The 20,163-nt window shown below is 57.1% G+C and carries 16 protein-coding genes; 11 read left to right on the plus strand and 5 right to left on the minus strand.

Annotation, left to right across the window (positions count from 1 at the left end):
- The first annotated feature begins 14 nt into the window (after positions 1 to 14).
- The gene (locus tag ACWJKU_RS01015) at positions 15 to 1,229 is read left to right on the plus strand and encodes an ABC transporter permease (RefSeq protein ID WP_454145179.1); all 1,215 of its coding nucleotides are present in this window, start codon (positions 15 to 17) and stop codon (positions 1,227 to 1,229) included.
- 39 nt (positions 1,230 to 1,268) lie between these two features.
- On the opposite strand, the gene ACWJKU_RS01020 is transcribed toward ACWJKU_RS01015, so the two are convergent.
- Positions 1,269 to 2,060: an outer membrane lipoprotein-sorting protein gene (locus ACWJKU_RS01020; protein WP_454145180.1), complete on the minus strand. Its 792-nt coding sequence runs from the start codon at positions 2,058 to 2,060 to the stop codon at positions 1,269 to 1,271.
- Positions 2,061 to 2,836: 776 nt separating this feature from the next.
- Here ACWJKU_RS01020 and ACWJKU_RS01025 point away from each other — a divergent pair.
- Both ACWJKU_RS01025 and ACWJKU_RS01030 read left to right on the plus strand, forming a co-directional pair.
- Positions 2,837 to 3,514: an ABC transporter ATP-binding protein gene (locus ACWJKU_RS01025; RefSeq protein WP_454145181.1), complete on the plus strand. Its 678-nt coding sequence runs from the start codon at positions 2,837 to 2,839 to the stop codon at positions 3,512 to 3,514.
- Positions 3,515 to 3,544: 30 nt separating this feature from the next.
- Positions 3,545 to 4,984: a DUF1302 family protein gene (locus ACWJKU_RS01030; RefSeq protein ID WP_454145182.1), complete on the plus strand. Its 1,440-nt coding sequence runs from the start codon at positions 3,545 to 3,547 to the stop codon at positions 4,982 to 4,984.
- Positions 4,985 to 5,014: 30 nt separating this feature from the next.
- On the opposite strand, the gene ACWJKU_RS01035 is transcribed toward ACWJKU_RS01030, so the two are convergent.
- Positions 5,015 to 7,000, minus strand: a complete 1,986-nt coding sequence (locus tag ACWJKU_RS01035) for a ThiF family adenylyltransferase (RefSeq protein ID WP_454145183.1) — start codon at positions 6,998 to 7,000, stop codon at positions 5,015 to 5,017.
- 111 nt (positions 7,001 to 7,111) lie between these two features.
- Between ACWJKU_RS01035 and ACWJKU_RS01040 the strand changes: the two genes are divergently transcribed.
- From ACWJKU_RS01040 to ACWJKU_RS01065, 6 genes are all read left to right on the plus strand, one after another.
- Positions 7,112 to 7,852 carry a PEP-CTERM/exosortase system-associated acyltransferase gene (locus tag ACWJKU_RS01040; protein WP_454145184.1) on the plus strand — a complete coding sequence of 247 codons (741 nt, stop codon included), beginning with the start codon at positions 7,112 to 7,114 and terminating at the stop codon, positions 7,850 to 7,852.
- Positions 7,853 to 8,543: 691 nt separating this feature from the next.
- Positions 8,544 to 9,203, plus strand: coding sequence for a PEP-CTERM/exosortase system-associated acyltransferase (locus ACWJKU_RS01045; protein ID WP_454147985.1), 660 nt, complete (start codon positions 8,544 to 8,546; stop codon positions 9,201 to 9,203).
- Positions 9,204 to 9,439: 236 nt separating this feature from the next.
- On the plus strand, positions 9,440 to 10,675 hold the full coding sequence (locus ACWJKU_RS01050; RefSeq protein WP_454145185.1) for an efflux RND transporter periplasmic adaptor subunit: 1,236 nt from the start codon (positions 9,440 to 9,442) through the stop codon (positions 10,673 to 10,675).
- 22 nt (positions 10,676 to 10,697) lie between these two features.
- A complete protein-coding gene (locus tag ACWJKU_RS01055) occupies positions 10,698 to 11,402 on the plus strand; it encodes an ABC transporter ATP-binding protein (RefSeq protein WP_454145186.1) in 705 nt (234 codons plus the stop codon).
- A 2-nt stretch (positions 11,403 to 11,404) separates the two neighbouring features.
- The gene (locus ACWJKU_RS01060; protein WP_454145187.1) at positions 11,405 to 12,565 is read left to right on the plus strand and encodes an ABC transporter permease; all 1,161 of its coding nucleotides are present in this window, start codon (positions 11,405 to 11,407) and stop codon (positions 12,563 to 12,565) included.
- Positions 12,566 to 12,582: 17 nt separating this feature from the next.
- A complete protein-coding gene (locus ACWJKU_RS01065) occupies positions 12,583 to 13,749 on the plus strand; it encodes an ABC transporter permease (RefSeq protein ID WP_454145188.1) in 1,167 nt (388 codons plus the stop codon).
- A gap of 37 nt (positions 13,750 to 13,786) precedes the next feature.
- Here ACWJKU_RS01065 and ACWJKU_RS01070 read toward each other — a convergent pair whose 3' ends face one another.
- On the minus strand, positions 13,787 to 14,287 hold the full coding sequence (locus ACWJKU_RS01070) for a DUF5063 domain-containing protein (protein WP_454145189.1): 501 nt from the start codon (positions 14,285 to 14,287) through the stop codon (positions 13,787 to 13,789).
- A gap of 356 nt (positions 14,288 to 14,643) precedes the next feature.
- Here ACWJKU_RS01070 and ACWJKU_RS01075 point away from each other — a divergent pair, with 356 nt between their 5' ends.
- Positions 14,644 to 16,236 carry a hypothetical protein gene (locus ACWJKU_RS01075; protein ID WP_454145190.1) on the plus strand — a complete coding sequence of 531 codons (1,593 nt, stop codon included), beginning with the start codon at positions 14,644 to 14,646 and terminating at the stop codon, positions 16,234 to 16,236.
- A gap of 628 nt (positions 16,237 to 16,864) precedes the next feature.
- Positions 16,865 to 17,650, plus strand: a complete 786-nt coding sequence (locus ACWJKU_RS01080; RefSeq protein ID WP_454145191.1) for a spermine/spermidine synthase domain-containing protein — start codon at positions 16,865 to 16,867, stop codon at positions 17,648 to 17,650.
- Positions 17,651 to 17,670: 20 nt separating this feature from the next.
- Here ACWJKU_RS01080 and fusA read toward each other — a convergent pair whose 3' ends face one another.
- Positions 17,671 to 19,725 (minus strand): elongation factor G, encoded by a 2,055-nt coding sequence (gene fusA, locus ACWJKU_RS01085; protein ID WP_454145192.1) that lies wholly within the window; start codon positions 19,723 to 19,725, stop codon positions 17,671 to 17,673.
- A 135-nt stretch (positions 19,726 to 19,860) separates the two neighbouring features.
- Positions 19,861 to 20,091 carry a hypothetical protein gene (locus ACWJKU_RS01090; RefSeq protein ID WP_454145193.1) on the minus strand — a complete coding sequence of 77 codons (231 nt, stop codon included), beginning with the start codon at positions 20,089 to 20,091 and terminating at the stop codon, positions 19,861 to 19,863.
- Positions 20,092 to 20,163 lie beyond the last annotated feature (72 nt).

A 20,163-nucleotide genomic window follows, 5' to 3' on the forward strand; every position in this document is an offset into this window, starting at 1 on the left:
ATTCGGTTTTTGTTATGCTGCGGCTAGCATTTCGAAATATTTTTCGACAAAAGGCGCGCACAGCCTTGACGCTGGCAGCGATCATGTTTGGCGTGATTGGACTGATATTGAGCGGCGGGTTTATTGAAGATGTCTTTGTCCAGTTGCGAGAATTTACCATTCATGGGCAAGTTGGACACCTTCAGGTTTATAGAGACGGTTATTTTCAGTTCGGACGCCGCGATCCCTATCGATATTTGCTTAATAGTCCCTCTGAGATAATTGCAGAGGCTATGGCTTGGCCCGAAGTGGCCGATGTGATGATGCGATTGAGTTTTTCGGGCCTCGCAAACAACGGGCGTGCTGATTTAGCTGTTCTTGGTGAAGGGGTGGAGCCTGAAAAGGAGGCGCGTCTTGGTAGTTCTCTGACGATCGTCGACGGTCGGCAATTGGACGATACCGAACCTTTCGGTATGCTCATCGGGCAAGGTGTTGCGCGCAGTCTGAAACTTAAGCCGGGCGATTATTTAACGCTACTTGCCAATACTCCAGAAGGTGCCTTGAACAGTAATGAGTTCAAGGTTGTTGGAGTTTTTCGTAGTTTTTCTAAAGAATACGATGAGCGGGCGGTTCGTATTCCGCTCGCCGCGGCACAGGACTTGTTGGCGGTTTCTCAAGGCATTCATAGCCTGATCTTTTCTCTAAGGAATACGGAGAGCACCGATATTGTTGTAGGGCGACTGCGGGAATTGTTGTCTTCAGAGCTTTACGATGTGAAAGCTTGGTATGAGATTGCCGATTTTTACCGCATGACGGTTGAGCTGTATCGGCGTCAATTCGGCGTAATGCAGGTTATTATTTTAATCATGGTGCTGTTGAGCGTCATGAATAGCGTCAATATGGCTGTTTATGAACGCACCGGAGAGTTCGGCACTTTATTGGCAATTGGCCGCCGCCCTTCGGATATTCTTAAAATGCTAGTGGTCGAGTACATGCTGCTCGGTTTCTTGGGTGCGGTTCTCGGCACAGGAATTGGTATTCTGTTGGCGTGGGCTATTTCGCAAATTGGCATTCCAATGCCGCCACCGCCTAACTCGGACATCGGTTATACGGCTTCGATACGGTTGGTCCCGAAGGTAATTTGCCTTGCCTTTGGCGTCGGAGTCATTGCTACTATAACGGCAGTTATTCCGTCAGGCTGGCGGGCTTCGCGCCAGCCTATTATAGATGCCTTGCGTAGCAATATATAATTTTGGCTGCGATGTTTTGGTGTGAAGATAGTAATTGTTTTATTGTATCTTTTTTAGGTAATCCTTCGTAAAAACCTTGTCCGGCAAATCTCTATGCTTCATGTTTTTGTAATGTAGAATCGAGCGTTCGTCTTGCTTCATTGCATCTTCCATAATCAATTGTGTCGGGCGAGATTCGCCCAGCATGGATTCGAAGTTTTGAAATCTACAGGTTTTGAATAATCGATTGGATAATGTGTAGAATTCTGCTTTGTATGGCCTATAGGTTTCCTTGTCGACCCAATATAGTACTTTCGGATAAGTGACGCCTCGGTCCACGGCGGTTAGATCCAGGAGGTAGTATTCTCGGCCTTCAATATTCTCCGTTCGGACGATTCGAGGAGTATAGTCGCCGCCAAAGTTGGCTCTGGCCAAATCGCCGTTCGCGACTTGCCCGGTAAGCTTTTGAGATAGCGGAAGGCGAATGGGCTGCGATACCGAGGGCATAAACGCCCAAAAATCACGCCCTTTCATCAGCATGACTTGGCCGCGATCGGCGGCCGGCGCGGTCGTCAGGACGATCGTATTTTCGTTTCCCTTTGATAGAACGCGATATTCCCTCTCGTCAGGCTCGCGGTCCGGCGCCGTGGTGGTGATGGCAATATCCACTTGGAATCCCTCTTGGGGGAAGCGGATACGGTCTGCCTTCGCCACGATCTGAGCAGGGTCGGGCGCGGTCTCGGCTTGAAGTGCGTCGGACAATGCTATAAATGCTATATTCGATAGTAAAATGAAAGCTGTGGCCAGGGTTTTCGGTTTTGGTATGAAGCGTTGCGCTATAGCTGTTTTCATGTTATTTCGTCGACAGTTTAAGGTTCGGCTATACTTCGGGCGATGATTGGTTATTGTGCTGGGCTCAATAAGCCTTTTCGAGACAGAATTCCGCTAAGACCGTGATTGCGTTTTGAATATTCCGAATACATCATGCTAATGGCGAATCGGTTCGCAGCGAAAAAACGATCCAAAGGAAAACTTGCGTGCGATTCGGCCGGGCAGTGCTCGGATAACTTAAATATAGTAGATAGCTGACTTTATACAGGCTGTCTGAGCGATGCGTCTTGAATTGGCTCCATTCGAAAACCGCTATTCATATTCGGCTCAAAACGGTGTTCCGGGTAGTGCTTGATCATCTCTTCGGTCATCCGATCCGCGTCTGCATTCGGGGCGCCTCGAAAAACCGCGCGCTTCGCCCCGCTCGGTGCGAACGGTTCCCATCGGATCAACCAGTTCCGTTCGTGACGAGCCTGTCGAAGCCTGAACGGGGCAGGTTTTTTGAGGCGCCCTTCGGCAAAATGCGAGCGCGGTTCTTGCCGATCGCCCCTTTCAAGATCCGGATCTCGATGGTTTGTTCAATCCCATCACGTACTCACTCGGTAACGTTTCCAGCCAACGCCTTGCAACGGCGCTTCGTCCCCGCACAAAGGGGAATTCAATGGTAAAAACCGTATGATTTCCGTGCTGATACGCCATGACTGCTCTCTCGAATTTGCAGGCAGTCTATCCCGGCATCGAGATGAAATCTGCCCGCCCAAAGGCGGACGCTTAAACTTTGTGCGTGGAAAGTTAACATGACGAAGGTTCGCGTGGAACACGTATGGAAGGAGTATCGGTTAGGAAAACAGACGGTCCAGGCTCTCGGAGACGTTTCCATGGAGGTTGCGAAGGGCGAGTTCATTGCCATAGCGGGGCCGTCCGGGAGTGGTAAATCGACCTTGCTGAACCTGATCGGCTGTATCGATACGCCGACGCGGGGCGAAATTTACATCGGGGATGAAGCGGTCGGCAGGAAAACGCCGAATCAACTGGCCGACCTTCGGGCACGGACCCTCGGGTTCATCTTTCAGACCTTCAATCTGCTGCCGGTCCTCTCGGCGTGGGAGAACGTCGAATATCCGCTGCTGTACAGAAAGGATATTTCGCCCAAGGAGCGGCGTAGGCGCGTGGCTCATTATCTGGTGGTCGTCGGCCTTGCCGATTTCGCGAAGCACAAGCCATCGGAATTGAGCGGCGGGCAGCGCCAGCGGGTTGCCATAGCGCGGGCTCTGGCGGGACATCCGGCCATCGTGCTGGCGGACGAACCGACCGCCAATCTCGATTCCAAAACGGGCGAGGGCGTGTTGCAGCTGATGAAGCAACTCAACCGGGAAGAAAAAACGACCTTTATCTTTTCGACGCACGACCATCGTGTCATGGAGATGGCGGAGAGGATCGTCCGAATCGGCGACGGCCGGATAGCGATTTCGTAGCCGCGCTTCCCTGGTTTGGAGAACCATCCCGTGAATCACTTCCGGCGATCGTTTCGCGCGAGTCTGTGCGGTATTGCGGCTTTGATTGGGCTTTTCGGTCCGACCGAAAGCTTTGCTGCGGATTTGGAGGAGGGCGCGCCGGGTTCTATCGACGAATTGTTCGATCTGGACGACGAAAAGAAGGAAAGTGCGGAGCCGGCGTCGGTCGACGAGTTGTTCGGGCTCGAGCGGAAGACGGTCGATACGCCGAGCGTGTGGCCCGACTTGAACGGATTCTTTCAGAGCGAGCTGGCTTATACCTATGCCTCGCCCGACCATTGGTCGAAATTTCGCAATCTGCTGGAACTGGGTGCTCACGGGGCTTGGGGCGAAAGCCTGAAGTGGAAAGCGAGCGGTCGACTGATGTACGACGCGATTTACGATTTGACCGATTTTTATCCGGAATCGGTGCGCCACGATCAGCGCCTGGAGCCGATGATCCGTGAAACATATCTGGATTATTCCGCCGGAGATTGGGATTTTCGTCTTGGCCGACAGCACATCATCTGGGGCGAAATGGTGGGGCTGTTTTTCGCCGATGTGGTATCCGCCAAGGATCTGCGCCAGTTCGTGCTTCCCGATTTCGATCTGCTGCGCATTCCTCAGTGGGCGATGCGGGCCGAGTATTTCAAGGGAGGGTTTCATGGGGAGGCGATATGGATTCCTTATATGACCTATAACGACATCGGCAAGGTCGGTTCGGAATTTTTTCCTTTCGTCCCGCCTCCGACGCCGGGATTTAACACGGTGATCGAGAATGACCAGAGACCCCGCAACACGCTTGAAAATACCGCTTACGGGCTGAGGCTGTCTTATCTCCGGTCCGGATGGGATACGTCGTTGTTCTATTACAGCGGCCTGGATCTTTCCCCCGCCTTCGCGCGCAACGTGGCGCTGGCGCCCGCGCCGACGATCACCTATCGGCCCGTACACAAGAGAATTCACCAGATCGGTAGCACGCTGGCCAAAGATTTCGGTCCGTTCGTGCTGAAAGGCGAGGCCGTTTACACGGTGGACCAGCCTTTTTTGGTGACTCGGATTACCGATTCGGATGGGCTCGTGTCCCAGGATTTTCTCGATTATATCTTCGGCCTCGATTTCAGCTTTGTGGAAGATACCCGTCTGAATCTACAGTTTTTCCAGCGCTGGTTCAGTCATCATGATCGGGACATGATTCCCGACGAGTTGGAGAGCGGCGTATCCGCGCTGATCAGCACGCGGTATTTTCATCCGAAGGTGGAGCCCGAGGTGCTTTTTATACATAGCTTGAACAGGACCGACTGGAATGTGCAGGCCAAGATAACCTGGGAGTTTTTGAAGAACTGGCGCATGGTTGTCGGAGCCGATGCTTTCGGCGGCGCGCCCATCGGGTTATTCGGCCAATTCGACGCCAAGGATAGAGTGTACGGCGAGTTTCGGTATTCGTTTTAATCGTCGGCGCCGCGGCCTTGCGCCGCTTGATCAGGCCGCAAATTCGCCCTCCGCTTGCCGGTCGATCAGAAGTTCGGATAGCGGTTTGCGGACCGAGCGCGCTTCCGGCCGTTTCCCGGCTCCGATTCTGCCCATGAATACCGCTTTTTCGACGAATTCGCCGCCCCCCAGAAGGGCCGTCAATTCGTCCGCCAAATGCGCCGCTTTTTTCTCGACGGCGGCAATGCGCGTCAATTTGGCCGATTCCCGGATGTAGCTCGCAAAGATCAGGGGCGTCATTTCCGGTTGCAACTGCAATCCCAGTCGGGTGGCCGTCAGCCAGAATCGCTGTAAAGCCCGGCCGGCGGAAAGATAGTCCTCGATCGAGGCCGGCGGCTTGTCGGCCAGCAGGACGAAATGTCCGGCGCAAAAGATTCCCGGGAGCAAGTCCAATTCCACTCTGGGCATCAAGGTTCCGGCCATGTAGGTGTTGAAGAAATCGACCCTGGACCACTTTTCCATCGCCCACTTCATGAGTCCTAGCGCTAACGGATTCAAACCCACCGCCCGGTCCGGAATCCGATCTTCGCTAACGCGGGCGTTCCATTGAATGATGTTCTTGTGAACGTCATAGGCTTCCGGCATCGTGAGCCTGATTTTTCCGTTCCGAAACATCAGCCAGGCGGTTTTCGACCGGTCTTCGGGCTTATCCAGCCACAAGACGGCGTAATCGTCTCCCAGGCTCTCGGCTAGGCGAATCTTCTCTTGAGCATTGAGCGGGCGCCGTTTCATGGCCCGGCGCTGAGTCGCGCGTACCGGAATATAGGGCGCGAGGGAGTTGGGCTTGATCGCCGGGTCGGGCGAAAAACGAACGTCGATCGTGGGGGCCGTTTCCGGGCTGTCCGGACGCAACGCCCAGTCGGCCGCCAATCCGTGACGGCTCGCGGCAATGACGATGTTTTCCAGAAGGGCGCCGATTGCGATTTGACTGGCGCGTCCCTTGAAGTCGTAAACGCAATGCTCTCGGGTATCGAAGCCGTGAACCACGATGTGGTTGTCGGCGATGATTTCGAATCGCCAAGGTTGAGTGTTGTCGCCGCTGGGCGCCCATCGGGCAAGCTCTAGGATTTGCACGGCGGGAGAAGGTTGTGATCCGGTCTGTGCCGATGAACGCCCGGATGCCTTCGCCAGGAATTTTTTTCTTGCGATCCTTAATCCTATGCGCTGGAGCGGGTTTCGGTTTCCTCCGGGCCTCCACGTACGGCTCAGCTTGTTGCGATACGCATCGAAATGAATTCCCCAGGGGGCGGCGAACACTCGGCCTCTTTGGAGCAGGATTTTCAAGGCCTCTGTCGCCGCAACTCCGGCGCAAAGTTCGCAGGCCATGGCGGTAGAGGGGCCGCGGCGCAGGGCCAGGTCGACGGCGTCAGGGTCTGCCAGATACGAAGTTTGCAGCATCGCCGGCGACAACCCGAGCAGGAACCGGACGATTCGTTCGTTCTCCGGCTGATTCTCGAACCCGAAATAGTCTTCGAAAGTCATTTTTCCGGGAAGGAAATTCAAAAGCGCCACGCCCATTCCGAGCGGCGCGGCCGTAATCGCCGGAATGCCCCGTTCGGCGCAAGCGGCAAAGACTTTGCTGCGAATGTCCAGAGCGAAAAAATCCAGCCCGTCGATATAAAGATCGGCTTCGTCTAAGAAAGCCGTCAAGTTGGCTTCGGTAACGCCCTCGGAAAATGAGCGTAACTCAAGGGTAGGATTGATTTCCCTGGCCTTTGCCGCCATTACCTCGACCTTCGGCCGCCCGATCGCCTTAACGTCGGCTCCGGCCTGCCGGTTGAAGTTTGCCAATTCAAAAGTATCCATATCGGCAATGTTGAAGCCGCCGATGCCCAGACGGGTCAGCGTCAGCAGATGGCTTCCGCCGACACCGCCGAGCCCGGCTATGGCAATGCGTTTGGTGCGTAATATTTGCTGTTCTTCCCGTGTTATCCAGCCAATATTTCTCGAGAAAGCCGGTAGGTAATCGAAGTTCATAGGAGATGCCCGTGTCGACCAAAGTGCAACTTTGCTTACGGTAAAGCAGGTTGGTTCTTATCGGCTAAGCTTACACTACACCGAGAAAGTTGGGTTCATTAGGAACGCGCCATGACTGAAAACTGGATTGATGTTTTTAACGATTATTTTGAGGTCAGGCCGGCGAATACGGCCGAACTTATCGATCAGGTTATGGCCTTGAGATTTCAGGTATATTGCGTGGAGCATCCTTTCGAAGATGCCGCGACCTTTCGCGACGGCAAGGAAAGAGACCAATTCGACCAGAGAGCGATCCATTCCTTGATCTGGCATTTAAATTCCGAGACGACGGTGGCCACGGTAAGGCTGATTCTTGCCGATAGCGAGAACCTGAAAAATAGATTTCCGATCGAAAGCCAGTGTTCATTTTCGCCGGACGTCGAATCGAGTATTTCGCTTAACTTTGCGCGTCATCAAATAGCCGAAATTTCCCGTTTTGCCGTATCCAAGCAATTTCGGCGGCGCTTGGGCGAGGCCGATACGAGTCACGGCATTGCCGAGCGAAAAAGCCCCTCGGGCGACATGGACGAGCGGCGACTCATCCCCCACATTACTTTGGGCCTGTTCCAGGCTATCGTGCAGATGAGCGCCGAGAACAATATCAAGCTTTGGTATGCGGTCATGGAACAGCAGTTGCTGAGATTGCTCAAGCGGTTCGGAATTCGATTCACTCCAATAGGCGAGCCGGTCAATTATCATGGTTTAAGAATCCCCTGCATCGGTCCCGTGGACGACGTGTTGTCCGGCATCAAGCGCGATTGTCCGGGCGTATGGGAGTTCATTACTCAAAAGGGTACGTTGTGGCCGTATTGAAGGCGGCGTCTTCGTAAGGCGAACATACCGCCTCGGCGGCTTATTCATTTGAGCCGCCTATTCTGGCTTCGCCAAGGTTTTCGGCCTGAAATCGCCCAAGTCTATTTTAGGGTGATCGGCCCGTCGACAGGCCGCTCGGCGAGGTCCTGATTCGTTCTCTCCAGGTTTGCAAATGGCGGTTTTTACGTCATAAGCTCGTTTGCGCCATGAGGTTCGCGTCCAGTCGGCGTCAAGCAATGCCGACGCCAATCGGAGACGGTGTCGGGCTGTTTATTTTCAATAACTTAAATTAAATCTCTTGATTTTGTCGCTATGAAGCGACATTCGGCGGCGCGGTTTCCGAATTTATCCCAAGAACTCTTTATCGTCTCGGCCAATCGATATATTGGCGCTTGTCTTGCATAAAAGCCTCCTCGTGTATTGCGCGATCATCTTGCCGGGACAAGCTCTGCCTCGCCGCCATGTAAGCCATCGGTATAATGGACCGATTCAGGCGCTTGGGATCGATTTTGTTCGATCGATAAACCGTCAGGCTCTGCTTGATTTATTGCTTCGGCCATCGAAGTGTAAGTTCCAGTAAATGCCGATCAGCGCAAGCCACTGATCTACAGGAAATAATTTGGAAATTTATTTGAAACACAATACTGATTTAACTGCCGGAACAATGAATTGGAATTAAGGAGAATGCGTGATGTTCGATACCCGCTATGAGGTCGTGCTGGCAAATACACCGGAAAGCAAGGAGATTCATTTCAATTTGAGGTACAAGGTGTTTTGCTTGGAAAAGGGATTTGAAGATGCGGGTAAATTCACGGCGCTAATGGAGAAAGATCAGTACGACAGCAAGGCGATTCATTTTTTGGTCCGGGAGCGCTTGAAGAATAAATGGATTGGCGCCGCGCGCCTGGTGATAGACCGAGTGAACGCTTTGCCGATCAATAACGTCGCCGAGATCAAGGTTCCGGGCATTGATGCGGGTGTTTTGGTCGCCGAATTTTCGCGGCTTCTCGTGCTCGACACCTTTCGCCAAACCCAATCGAAAGCGGCTGCCGAACCTGAAATCTTGTTGGGACTCATCCGGGCAGCCCGAGACTATTGTCTCCGGCAGAATATACACAGAGTGCTGTTCTTGTGCCGCCGTTCCATTTATCGAATTCTGGGCAATGCCGGCATCGATATGCTGCAAATCGGTTCGCCGTGCATTCACCGCGGCGTGAGAGCACCCTATCTGGTGGATCTGGATACAGGGTTCGATCGCGTCTTCCAGCCCTGTAGCCGGGCGTATCAAATGTTTTCCAGAACGGAAAGCTACCGTTATTACACCGATCTCTGCGAGCGCCAGGTAGCCTAGCCCGGCGCATCTTCCCGAGGACGATCCGGCGAGCCGATTCCGACTCCTGCGTTCGGCGCCGGCCGGGTGCGGCTGACGCATTCGGCTTTCGATCCGAAGCGCTCGGCAGACCTTTGGGGTATGCTAACGCTATTCGGCGAACCCTTTGTTCTAATCCATCACTCTCTTTCTCCAGCATCGCCGTTTTCGGCCGAAATAGCGCGCGGGTAGGCCTGTTTGGAGAGAACCGAAATCACGTGACGCCCAATAAGCTTTCGAAATTGACGATCGAGCGGCCGGCGCAGGAGTTTGCCGCCGCTTCCCGGGGCGGTGCGCTTCGTAGGCGCTTCGGAATCCTCGGGCTGCTGCTCGTCATCGGCGCGGGAATTCTTGTTTATTCGAAGCTTCGCGGCGCCGGCATCGAGAGCGAGTTCGCCACGGTGGGCAACATCTTTCCGTCCCAAGCCCTGACTCTGCTGAACGCGACTGGCTATGTGGTGCCGCAAACCAAGGCGGACGTGGCATCCAAGGCGACCGGGCGGCTGGAAAAGCTCGACGTGGAGGAGGGGAGTTACGTCAGAAAAGGTCAAATCATCGCGCAGCTCGAAAACCGCGATCTGGTCGCCAGCCAGAACCAGGCGGCGGCGAACGTCGAGGTCGCCAAAACGGATTTGCTGAAAGCGCAGGCGGAGTTGAAGGAATCCACCCTGGCGCTGAACCGCGTTCGGGCGCTGGTGCAGAAAAGATTCGTTTCGCAGGAACTGTACGACGCCGCTGTTGCCCGTCACGAAAAAGCCGTCGCCGCCGTCGAAAGCGCAAAAGCGGCGATCGCCGCGGCCGAGGCAGCGTATCGGGGTGCGCAAGTGGCGCTGGATTACACCTTCATTCGGGCGCCTTTCGACGGCATCGTTCTCAGCAAGAATGCGGACATCGGCGACATTCTGGCTCCCTTTTCCTCGACCATGCTGTCGAAAGGCACCGTAGTTTCCATGGCCGACATGAATACCTTGGAAGTCGAGGTCGACGTGGCGGAGTCGAACCTTAACCAGGTGCGTATCGGCCAGCCGTGCGAAATCCAACTGGATGCGCTGCCGGATGAACGATTCCGGTGCCGGGTCGATCGCATCGTACCCACCGTGGACCGCACCAAGGCCACGGTGCTGGTCAAGGTGCGCTTCGTCGATAAGGACGACCGCATTCTGCCGGACATGAGCGCGAAAGTGGCGTTTCTGTCGCAAGAGCTCGCCCCGGACCAGCGAAAGCCGGTTACCGGCGTACCCGCCGCGGCCGTCGCGACGCGCGGCGCGGAGAGCGTCGCATTCGTGCTGCAAGGCGATCGTGTCAAGGAAGTTCCGGTCGATACGGGCGGGCGCATCGGCGATTGGATGGTCGTGAAGAGCGGGCTCAAGACCGGCGATCGGGTGGTGCTCGATCCGCCCGATCAGTTGAAGGACGGCGCGGAAGTTCGCATTCGGGAAGCCGAAGGATCCTGAGTTTGGCACCCCGGCCCGCCGCATGAAACCGATCGTCGAAATCCAAAATCTCACCAAGCATTACTGGAAAGGCGATCAGATCGTTCCGGTTCTCACGGATATCAATTTGGTCATTCAGGAAGGGGACTTTCTCGCGCTCATGGGGCCGTCCGGCTCCGGTAAAAGCACCCTGCTCAACCTGATCGCGGGCCTCGACCGGCCGACCGGCGGCGTTCTCAGGGTCGGCGGAATCAATATCGCGGAGCTGCCGGAATCCAGTCTCACCGACTGGCGTTCCGCCCATGTCGGATTCATTTTCCAGTTTTACAATCTGATGCCGGTTTTGACCGCGTTCGAAAACGTCGAGCTGCCGTTGCTACTGACCGGATTGACGAAGCGGGAACGGCGGGAGCATGTAGACCTGGTGCTGGAATTGGTCGGCCTGACGGAGCGGATGGACCACTATCCGGCTCAACTGTCCGGCGGGCAGCAGCAACGTGTCGCGATCGCCCGCGCGCTCGTCGTCGATCCCGCCCTGATCGTGGCGGACGAGCCCACCGGCGATTTGGACCGGGCGTCGGCCGAAGACGTGCTGGATCTCATGGAATACCTCAACCGCAACTTGGGCAAGACCATCATCATGGTCACTCACGACCAGCGCGCCGCGGCGAAGGCGCATTCCATCCGGCACCTGGATAAAGGCGTTCTGACCGACGACTCTTCGGACGTCGACATGACCGCGATTTGAATATGCTGCTTTTCCTGCGCCTTGCCTTGCGCAATCTTTTTCGGCACAAGCTCCGGACCGGACTGACCGCGCTGGGCATCGTCATCGCGATCGTCGCTTTCGCGCTCCTCCGAACCGTGGTCGACGCCTGGTACGCGGGGGCGGAGGCGACTTCGGCCAACCGTCTCATCACGCGCAACGCGATCTCATTGATGTTTCCCTTGCCGATCAGCTATGCCAACCGCATCCGGCAAATAGACGGCGTTACCGGGCTGAGCTACTCGAACTGGTTCGGCGGCGTGTATATCGACGAGCGGAATTTTTTTCCCAATTTTGCCGTCGAGCCGAAGACTTATCTGGATCTCTATCCGGAGCTGGTTTTGCCAGAGGCGGAAAAAGACGCTTTCATCAAGGACCGGAAAGGCGCGATCGCCGGCCGGAAACTGGCGGAAAAGTACGGCTGGAAAATCGGCGACGTCATACCGCTGCGCGGAACCATTTACGCGGGGAACTGGAATTTCGTCCTGCGCGGCATTTATCGCGGGGCGGAAAAGAAGACCGATGAAACGCTATTCCTGTTTCATTGGGACAATCTCAACGAAACCCTGAAGAAAACGGAACCCGACCGGGCCGATCGGGTGGGGGTCTATGTTCTTAGGATCGATCGGGCCGAGCGGGCGGCGGAAATCTCGGAGGCCGTGGACCGGCTCTTCGAAAACTCGCTCGCGGAGACCTTGACCGAAACCGAGAAGGCGTTCCAGCTCGGTTTCGTCGCCATGACGGAAGCCATCTTGATCGCCATCAAGATCGTTTCTTTCGTGGTCATCGCCATCATCATGGCGGTGATGGCGAACACCATGGCGATGAGCGTTCGCGAGCGCCGGCGCGAGTATGCGACGCTCAAGGCGATTGGATTCGGCTCGCGCTATTTGCTTGCGCTCATCCTGGGCGAATCGCTGGCGCTGTCGATCAGTTCGGGCGTTCTGGGCATTCTGGCCGCTTTTCCGGCGACGGGTTTGCTGATGACCCTGTTCGGCACTCTTTTTCCGGCGGTCGAGGTTTCCGCGCAAACGGTCGAACTCAGTTTGCTGGCTTCGTGCTCGATCGGATTGGCGGCCGCCGCCGTCCCCGCCTGGCGCGTCATAGCCTTGCCGGTCGGCGAAGGGCTGCGCAGCATGGCCTGACCAGGCGAAACGCTCTCATGAAGATACCGTTTTCTTATTCGTGGAAAAGCTTGTGGGCGCGCAAGGCCACTTCCATGTTGACGGCCGCGGGGATGGCTTTGGTCGTCTACGTGTTCGCCACCGTTTTGATGCTGACCGAGGGGCTCGAGCGCACCTTGGTGGCGACCGGAAGCGAGGACAACGTGGTGTTGATCCGGCGGGGAGCAGAAACGGAAGTGCAAAGTTCGATCGAGCGGGAACAGGCGGCGATCATCGAGAGCGCGCCGGAAGTCGCCTATGCGCCGAATGGAACGAAGCTGGCCTCGAAAGAAGTCTTGGTCTTGATGACGCTGCCCAAGCGGGGCAGCGGCAAGCCCTCCAATGTCACCATTCGGGGAGTATCCGAAAAAGGCTTGATGCTGAGACCGCAGGTGCGCCTGGTCGAGGGGTGGATGTTTCGCGCCGGGTCGTCGGAAATCGTTGCCGGACAGAAGATCGCCGAGGCGTTCCAAGGTACCGGCATCGGAGAAACGATTCGCTTCGGCATGCGCGATTGGACCGTGGTCGGCGTCATGGACGCGGGGAATACCGGTTTCAGTTCCGAAATCTGGGGCGACGCCGAGCAGTTGATGCAGGCGTTCCGGCGGACGGCGTATTCGGCGGTGATCGTCAAGCTCGCCGACAGGGCGTTGTTGGCGCCTTTCAGAACCCGCATCGAGAGTGACCCGCGGATGAAGGTGGACGCCAAGCGGGAAACGGTCTTTTACGCCGAGCAGTCGGAAATGATGGCGAATTTCCTGAAGATACTCGGCATGGCCCTGAGCGTGATTTTCTCGCTCGGGGCAATCATCGGGGCGGTCATCACCATGTACGGGGCGGTGGCGAGCCGGACCCGCGAAATCGGTACGCTGAGAGCGCTGGGGTTTCGGCGCGCCGGCATTTTGATCGCTTTTCTTTTCGAATCGCTGCTGTTGGGATTGATCGGCGGCCTTGCCGGCGTCGCGCTGGCGTCCACCATGCAGCTCCTGACGGTTTCCACCCTCAACTGGCAGACCTTTTCCGAACTGGCGTTCACCTTTACGCTAACGCCGGCGATCGCGTTTCAGTCTCTTCTGTTTTCGCTGCTGATGGGTTTGGTGGGGGGCTTGCTTCCCGCGGTTCGAGCCGCCCGCATGGATCTTATCGAGGCTTTGAGAGCCGTTTGACGGGGCGCAGGATGCGCGGTGACGGGCTTTCGGCTGCTCAGGCCGATGAATGGATGAGGTCGAGGCGCTTGCACGCCTCTTTCAAATGCTGCCGCCAATAATTGCGATAACCGTCCGACCATATCCGCCGTGCCGATTGCTCGTCGGTCAATCCGGCTTCGTAAGAAGCGAGTCCTCGCCTGACTTCGAAATAGATATCCGTCAGGTTTTCCGAAAGACTTCCGATGCTTAAATCGTCGTATGTTCTGAAGTCCGAACTCGGCGAGAGCTCGTCGTATCCGTCCAGATAGCGTTTGAGGCGGAGGTAGGATTCGAAGCGCGCATCCAGATCGGGGGCCAGTTTGTAGGCATGGTAGAGTTCTTGAGAAGCGAGCCGCCTGACGGCGGCGTCCAGTGTCAGCAAGGCGCTTTCCACGCACTTCAGCCATTCTTCCAGGCGATTGGCTTTGATGTGCTCGATCAAACGGCAATAGTCGTTCGCGGCCTCGGCGACCGCTGCCAGCGGGTTTTTATCGTCTATCGATCGGCTAGAGTCCAATTTAACTCCAAATCGCAAGAGCCTCGTCAATGATTAATCGCGTCGTGCCGTGCCCGGTGTCGGAGCGAGCCGGAAAGCGGTTGCGCGCCATGGCACGTTTTGCATAAGTCTAGCCAATCCCGGCCGATTCGTTTTCGGCAACCGTACCGTTGCGCCTCCGTAGAGGCGGCTGACATTTCGGAATGAATTCCGGAAAGATGCCCGAAAGTGTGCGCGCTTTTCCTGCCGGAGTTTTCGCTTTCGCGATCCGGATCGCAAGAAGAGCGGAATAAAAAAACTATTCGCCCCGGGCGAATTGTAAGAAAACGACGGCGGACTAAACTCAACGGGAGTCATGAGCTTTAATTCTTCCGTCTATGCATCACAAGGAAAATCCGGCGCTGCCATTCAAGCTCGATATCGAGTCGGCCTCGGCTTGGCTGGATGGATTGCCCGTGGCCAATATCCGTGAATGCTGCCGCGTACTTTATCCCGCATTGCAGGCGTTGAATGCTTGTTCCGTCGAGCCCGGTCTCCGCTTGGCCGTTCTCGATCGGTGCCGGGAGCTGGTGGCGGGGCTCGATAAAGGTCTGTTGCCGTATTTTTTGGACAAGCCTTTCCCCCTGGACGGGAAGACCCGGAAAATCGCCAGCCTTTGTTCGAGATTTCATGGCGAACTGGCGTCGGGATATCGGCAAATCGCGGAAGCGGAGACGTTTGCCGAAACGTTTGAATCCTCGGTACAGGCGACGATTTTCGCGCGCGCGTTCGAGTGCTATGCCAACAGCCTTTTGCGGGCGGCCCAGATTTACGAGGCGCCGCCCGCGTCCTTTTGGGCATTTGTCTTTCGGCTTTTCCGGGCGGCCGAAGGACGCGGCTTCCATTATGTGTCGCTTGACGGCGACGCCCTTGAGCCGGCTGCCGTCACCCGGTTCTTCAAGGTCGCGCTGTTGTTCGGGATAGCCGCTCCGAACCGGCTCGAGCAGAGGGACATGCAGAGGCTGTTCGATTTTTTGGCGGCCCACGCGGAACTCGCGAGAATCGAATCGACGGCCGTCAATAACGGTGCGCGCGCGGTTTTTTGTTTCGATGATTCGGATGCGGGATCGATCATGCCGGTGCCCGCGCCGGCGCCGGCACCAAACAGCAAGCCCGGTCTGCGCTTTCTGTTCGTGGACCGCTTGTTGAGCGGATTGCGCAGCGACATTCGGGCGGGCGGCAAGCCGGATGAAAATCCGTTGACGCTGGTTCTTCCGAGGCTCGGCGAGCGCCTGCCGCACCAGCCGGAACTGACTGCGCGACGCGCGCTGCCCAGCCTGGGAATCGAGGCGGCCGTCGCGACGGTACGCGGCATCGAATTGCGCCGCACCACCGGTTCCGGCTTCTCGTCCTGGTCGGCTCTCGACCAACTGGAACTAGCGCCGATGAGTTCGGACATGCGGTCGGAGGCGCCCGGCTCCAAATCCACGGGCACGTTTGCCGCCGCGCTGGTTTCGGGTTCGGGAGCCAAGGGCGAGCGTTTCGGCGAGATGCGTTCCGTTAGGGTCTATCGCAGCGAGCTTCCCGGCTTCTATATCATCGATTCGGGCGTGCAGACTTTCCGCATAGGCGATCTGCTCTCGCTAAATACCGACGACGAGATCGTTCAAGTGGGCGCCGTGCGGGGCGGTCAGATACACGACGGCCAGTTCTGTTACAACGTCGAATTGTTCGGAAGCAATCCGCGTGTCGTCCGATGTCTCGGCGACCATCCCGGAAGCCACCCGCAGCAAGCCTTGTTGTTCGAAACGGCCTTGGACGCGCCGGTCAGTCTGATCGTGCCGCCCTGCAAACTGCGCGGCGGCGACGCCATCGAGATAAGGTGGCCCGGAGGCCGGAAGGCTTTCCGCATAGCCAGGCTCCTGGAGGCCAACTCGAATTTCTGCCACATCGCTCTTGCGACGGTCGAAGAGCCTGCGTCTTCGGCTTGAGTCGATTCAAAGCTTCCGCGCTCAGATAAAAGTCCGATCGAAAACGCTCGCCGCTTGGCCGTGCCGTTTCGCGAGAGCTCATCTTAGGCGGGGCGCCCGTTCGCGCCCGGTCCGGCGCCGATACGATAGTCGTTGCGCAAAATGGCCGCACGATCGGCCGGAAAATCGTTATCTTCGCAGTATTCGGGGCATGCGGATCATAGACAGGCATGGCTTTCGGGGCGTAAATTAATCCTCGCGGGCCGGATATGGCTCCGTCGGAGCGCGTTACCGGGCAGGCGGATGGATGCGTGCGCGGCGTTGACCGGGCAATCCTTTCGCCAAAAAAAGAGGACACCGGGGTAACAAGGGGAGAAAGTGGTTTTTGCGGTTAACGGAGGGAAGAGTCGGCAGAGATGGAGATGATTTAGCTGTTCCCTGGTGTCCGAGTTGAAGAGGTTATGCAAAAATATTAAAGCAATGAGCGTGCCTATCTTAAAATACAATACGATACAATGACTTATTTACTTTGCGCGCAGGTGGGAAATCGGTGGCGCGGCATTTGCCTCAATTTTGTATGGGATAACGCGCAATCGGTCCGATCGGCCGTTCCTCGAACTTCAGCCCAAATGCGGCCCGCTCTAAAGTGATGGCGATACGGAAGTACGGCGGTGTCCTGGTTCATTGCAGCAGGGACGAGTTCGGCATTATCGAGGTCGTCGATACTTACGGCGTGCGCTCTCTCCATTTCGGCACCCATCCCAAGCAAAGCGCCATGTCGCTCGTCGAGCCCGATCACTTGGAGCTTTCTTATGCGCGGGCGATGCTCGCAGGGCTTCTGTTCAAATCCGAGCCGCGCAAAATTCTGCTGTTGGGGCTAGGGGGCGGTTCGCTCGCGAAATTCCTGTTCGATCATTTTCCCGAGTGCCGAATCGAGGCGGTCGAGTATCGGCCGGCGGTCGTCGAGGTCGCTTACGAATACTTCGGCCTTCCGGAGGACTCGCGGCTGACCGTCCATGTTTCGGAAAGCAACGAGTTCGTCTGCGCCGAAGCCGAGCGGCGAGAGGCAGAGTACGACCATATTTTCGTCGATGTCTTCGATCATCAAGGCATGGCGGAGACGGTGAATCAACAGGATTTCTTTTCGGCAAGCCGCAGGCTCTTACATCCCGAGGGCATTCTTTCCATGAACTTGTGGGGAACGCAGAGCCAGTCGCTTCGCCAATCCATGGGATTGCTCAATCTGTATTTCGAAAGGCGCACCATGCGCTTGCAGGTTCCAGGGCGCGGAAATGTGATCGGTTTCGGGCTCGGGCCGCACGTGCAACGCACCGAGATAAATACCCTGAAGCAGGAGGCGAAAGCCCTGGAACTGCTCCTCGGCATCGAATTTCCGCGTTTTTTGCGCCTGCTGTCCTATTCCGGCTGGCGGTGACGGATCGTGCCGGTTCGCGCTCAGTCTTCCGGGGCTGGCTTGTACTGCGCCGTGAGCTGTTGCTGAATGTGCGGGGATACCGGCTCGTAGTGGCTGAATTCGAGGGTATAGGAGCCGCGGCCGGCGGTGAGCGATTTCAGCCGCGAATGATAACTGCTCAGTTCGGCGAGCGGCGCGCGTGCGGTGACCGCCGTCATTCCGCTGCGTGAAGGCGCCGTGCCGGTGACCTGGCCGCGCCGCGACGAGAGATCGCCGCTGACGTCGCCGATCGCCGTTTCCGGAATGCTGATCTCGATGTTGACGACCGGCTCCAGCACGATGGGGCGCGCTTTCGCCACGGCATCCTGGAAGGCCTTCTTGCCGGCGGCGACGAACGCCACTTCCTTGCTGTCGACCGGGTGCGTCTTGCCGTCGTACACCACGACGCGGACATCTTGTATCGGATAGCCCGCCACGGCGCCGGTTTCCAGAGCCTGGCGCACGCCTTTCTCGACTGCCGGGATGAATTGTCCGGGAATCGTGCCACCTTTGATTTCGTCCACGAACTCGAAACCCGTGCCTCTCGGCAGCGGCTCGACGCGCAGGAAGACTTCGCCGAACTGGCCGGCGCCGCCGGTCTGCTTCTTGTGGCGGCAATGTCCCTCGGCCGGCGAGCTGATCGTTTCGCGGTAAGGAATTTTGGGCGGATGGGTGTCCACTTCCAGCTTGTACTGATGCTGCATTTTTTCCAGCACTCTTTGCAGGTGCAGTTCGCCCAGGCCGTGCATCACTTCCTCATGGGTCGAGGCATCGTATGCCACGTCCAGGGCGGGGTCTTCCGCTTCCAGCTTGTGCAGAACCTCGGACAGCTTGTGCTCGTCGCCCCGGCGCTTGGGCGTGATCGCCAGGCCGAACACGGCATGGGGAAAGTCGAGCGGCTTCAGGTGGATATGATCGTCCTCGGGGGCATCGTGCAGCACCGCGTCGAATTCGATTTCGTCCACTTTGGCCACGGCGCAGATGTCGCCCGGCATGCAGCGTGCCACGGGAACGTGCCGTTTGCCCTGGAGCATGAACAGATGCCCCGCCTTGAACGGCTTGCGCGACTCGCCGATGAAAAGTTGGGTATCGGGACCGACCGTGCCCTGATGGACGCGGAATACCGAAATCTTGCCGACGTACGGATCCATTTCCACCTTGAACACGTGGGCCAGCACGTGCTTGGCCGCGTCGGGCTCCGACCGGAACGGTACGGCGTTCTTGCGCGCGGCATTGGACGGCCAGCGCTCGAACAAGGGTGGATTGCCCTCCTTGGGATTCGGCAGCAGTTTTACGAACGTGTCCGCCAGTTCGGGAACGCCGGCGCCGGTGCGGGCGGAAACGAAGCAAATCGGAATCAGATGGCCGTTGCGGAGCGCCTCTTCAAAAGGGGCGTGCAAGGCTTCCGGCGCGATCTCTCCCTGTTCGAGGTATTGCGTCATGAGCGCCTCGTCGACTTCGACCACTTGATCGATCAACGCGCGATGGGTTTCGGCCGGCGAGGAAAAATCGGTCTCACCTTCTCCGTTGAAGAAGCAATCGACGACTCGTGCGCCCTTGTCGGCGGGGAGGTTGACCGGCAGACATTCCTTGCCGAAGGCATCGCGAATCTCCTTCACCAGCTCCGGCAGGTTCAGATTGTCGCCGTCGATCTTGTTCACGACGATCATGCGGCACAGACCCCGCGCCTGCGCCCATTGCATCATCCGGCCGGCGGTGAACTCGATGCCGTTGGCGGCGTTGACGACCACGGCCACGGTTTCGACCGCATCCAGCGCGCACAGGGCCTGGCCCATGAAGTCGGGGTATCCGGGCGTATCCAATAGGTGGAGGCGGGTATTTTGGTGGTCGAGATGGGCAACGGCGAGCTTCAGGGAATGCTGATGGGTTTTTTCGAGCGGGTCGTAGTCGCAAACGGTGGTCCCTTTCTCGACGCTGCCCGGCGCAGCGATCATCCCCGTCTTGTACAGAAGCGCTTCGGCCAATGTCGTCTTGCCCGCGCCCGCGTGTCCGACCAGAGCGATAGTCCTGATGTCTTCGGTCGAGTATGCGTCCATATCCGTCCTCACTCTCGCGATTTGGGGGGGTGAAGCCGAGTGTAGGCGGAGTGGGCGGGGAACATCAAGCATCAACTTTCGTCTGCGAGCTCGTCCCATGAATCGGGAGGGCGAGCGCCGATCGTCTCTCCGGTCTCAATGCAGCAAGGTCAGCTCCCACCGGCTGTCGCGGTCGTTCTGACGGATGGTGTAGATGCGGCAGTCGTCGCCGAGAACCTTGAAGTAGTGATATTCCGGCGTGGTCCAGCGGTTGAGGATTTCCACCTTGACCTTGCGGTCGTCGATCAACAGCCGCCGCGGCTCCTCGTCGCCCCGGTAGCCGGCGTAACAAAACACCCGGATTTCGGAAGAAGATTCACGTTTCATGCGCATGAGAACCGTCTAAGGGTAACGTTCCTTAGACAGTTCTATGGCGCTTGTATCGTCAAGTTTACGAAG

Source organism: Methylocaldum sp. MU1018 (assembly GCF_053646775.1).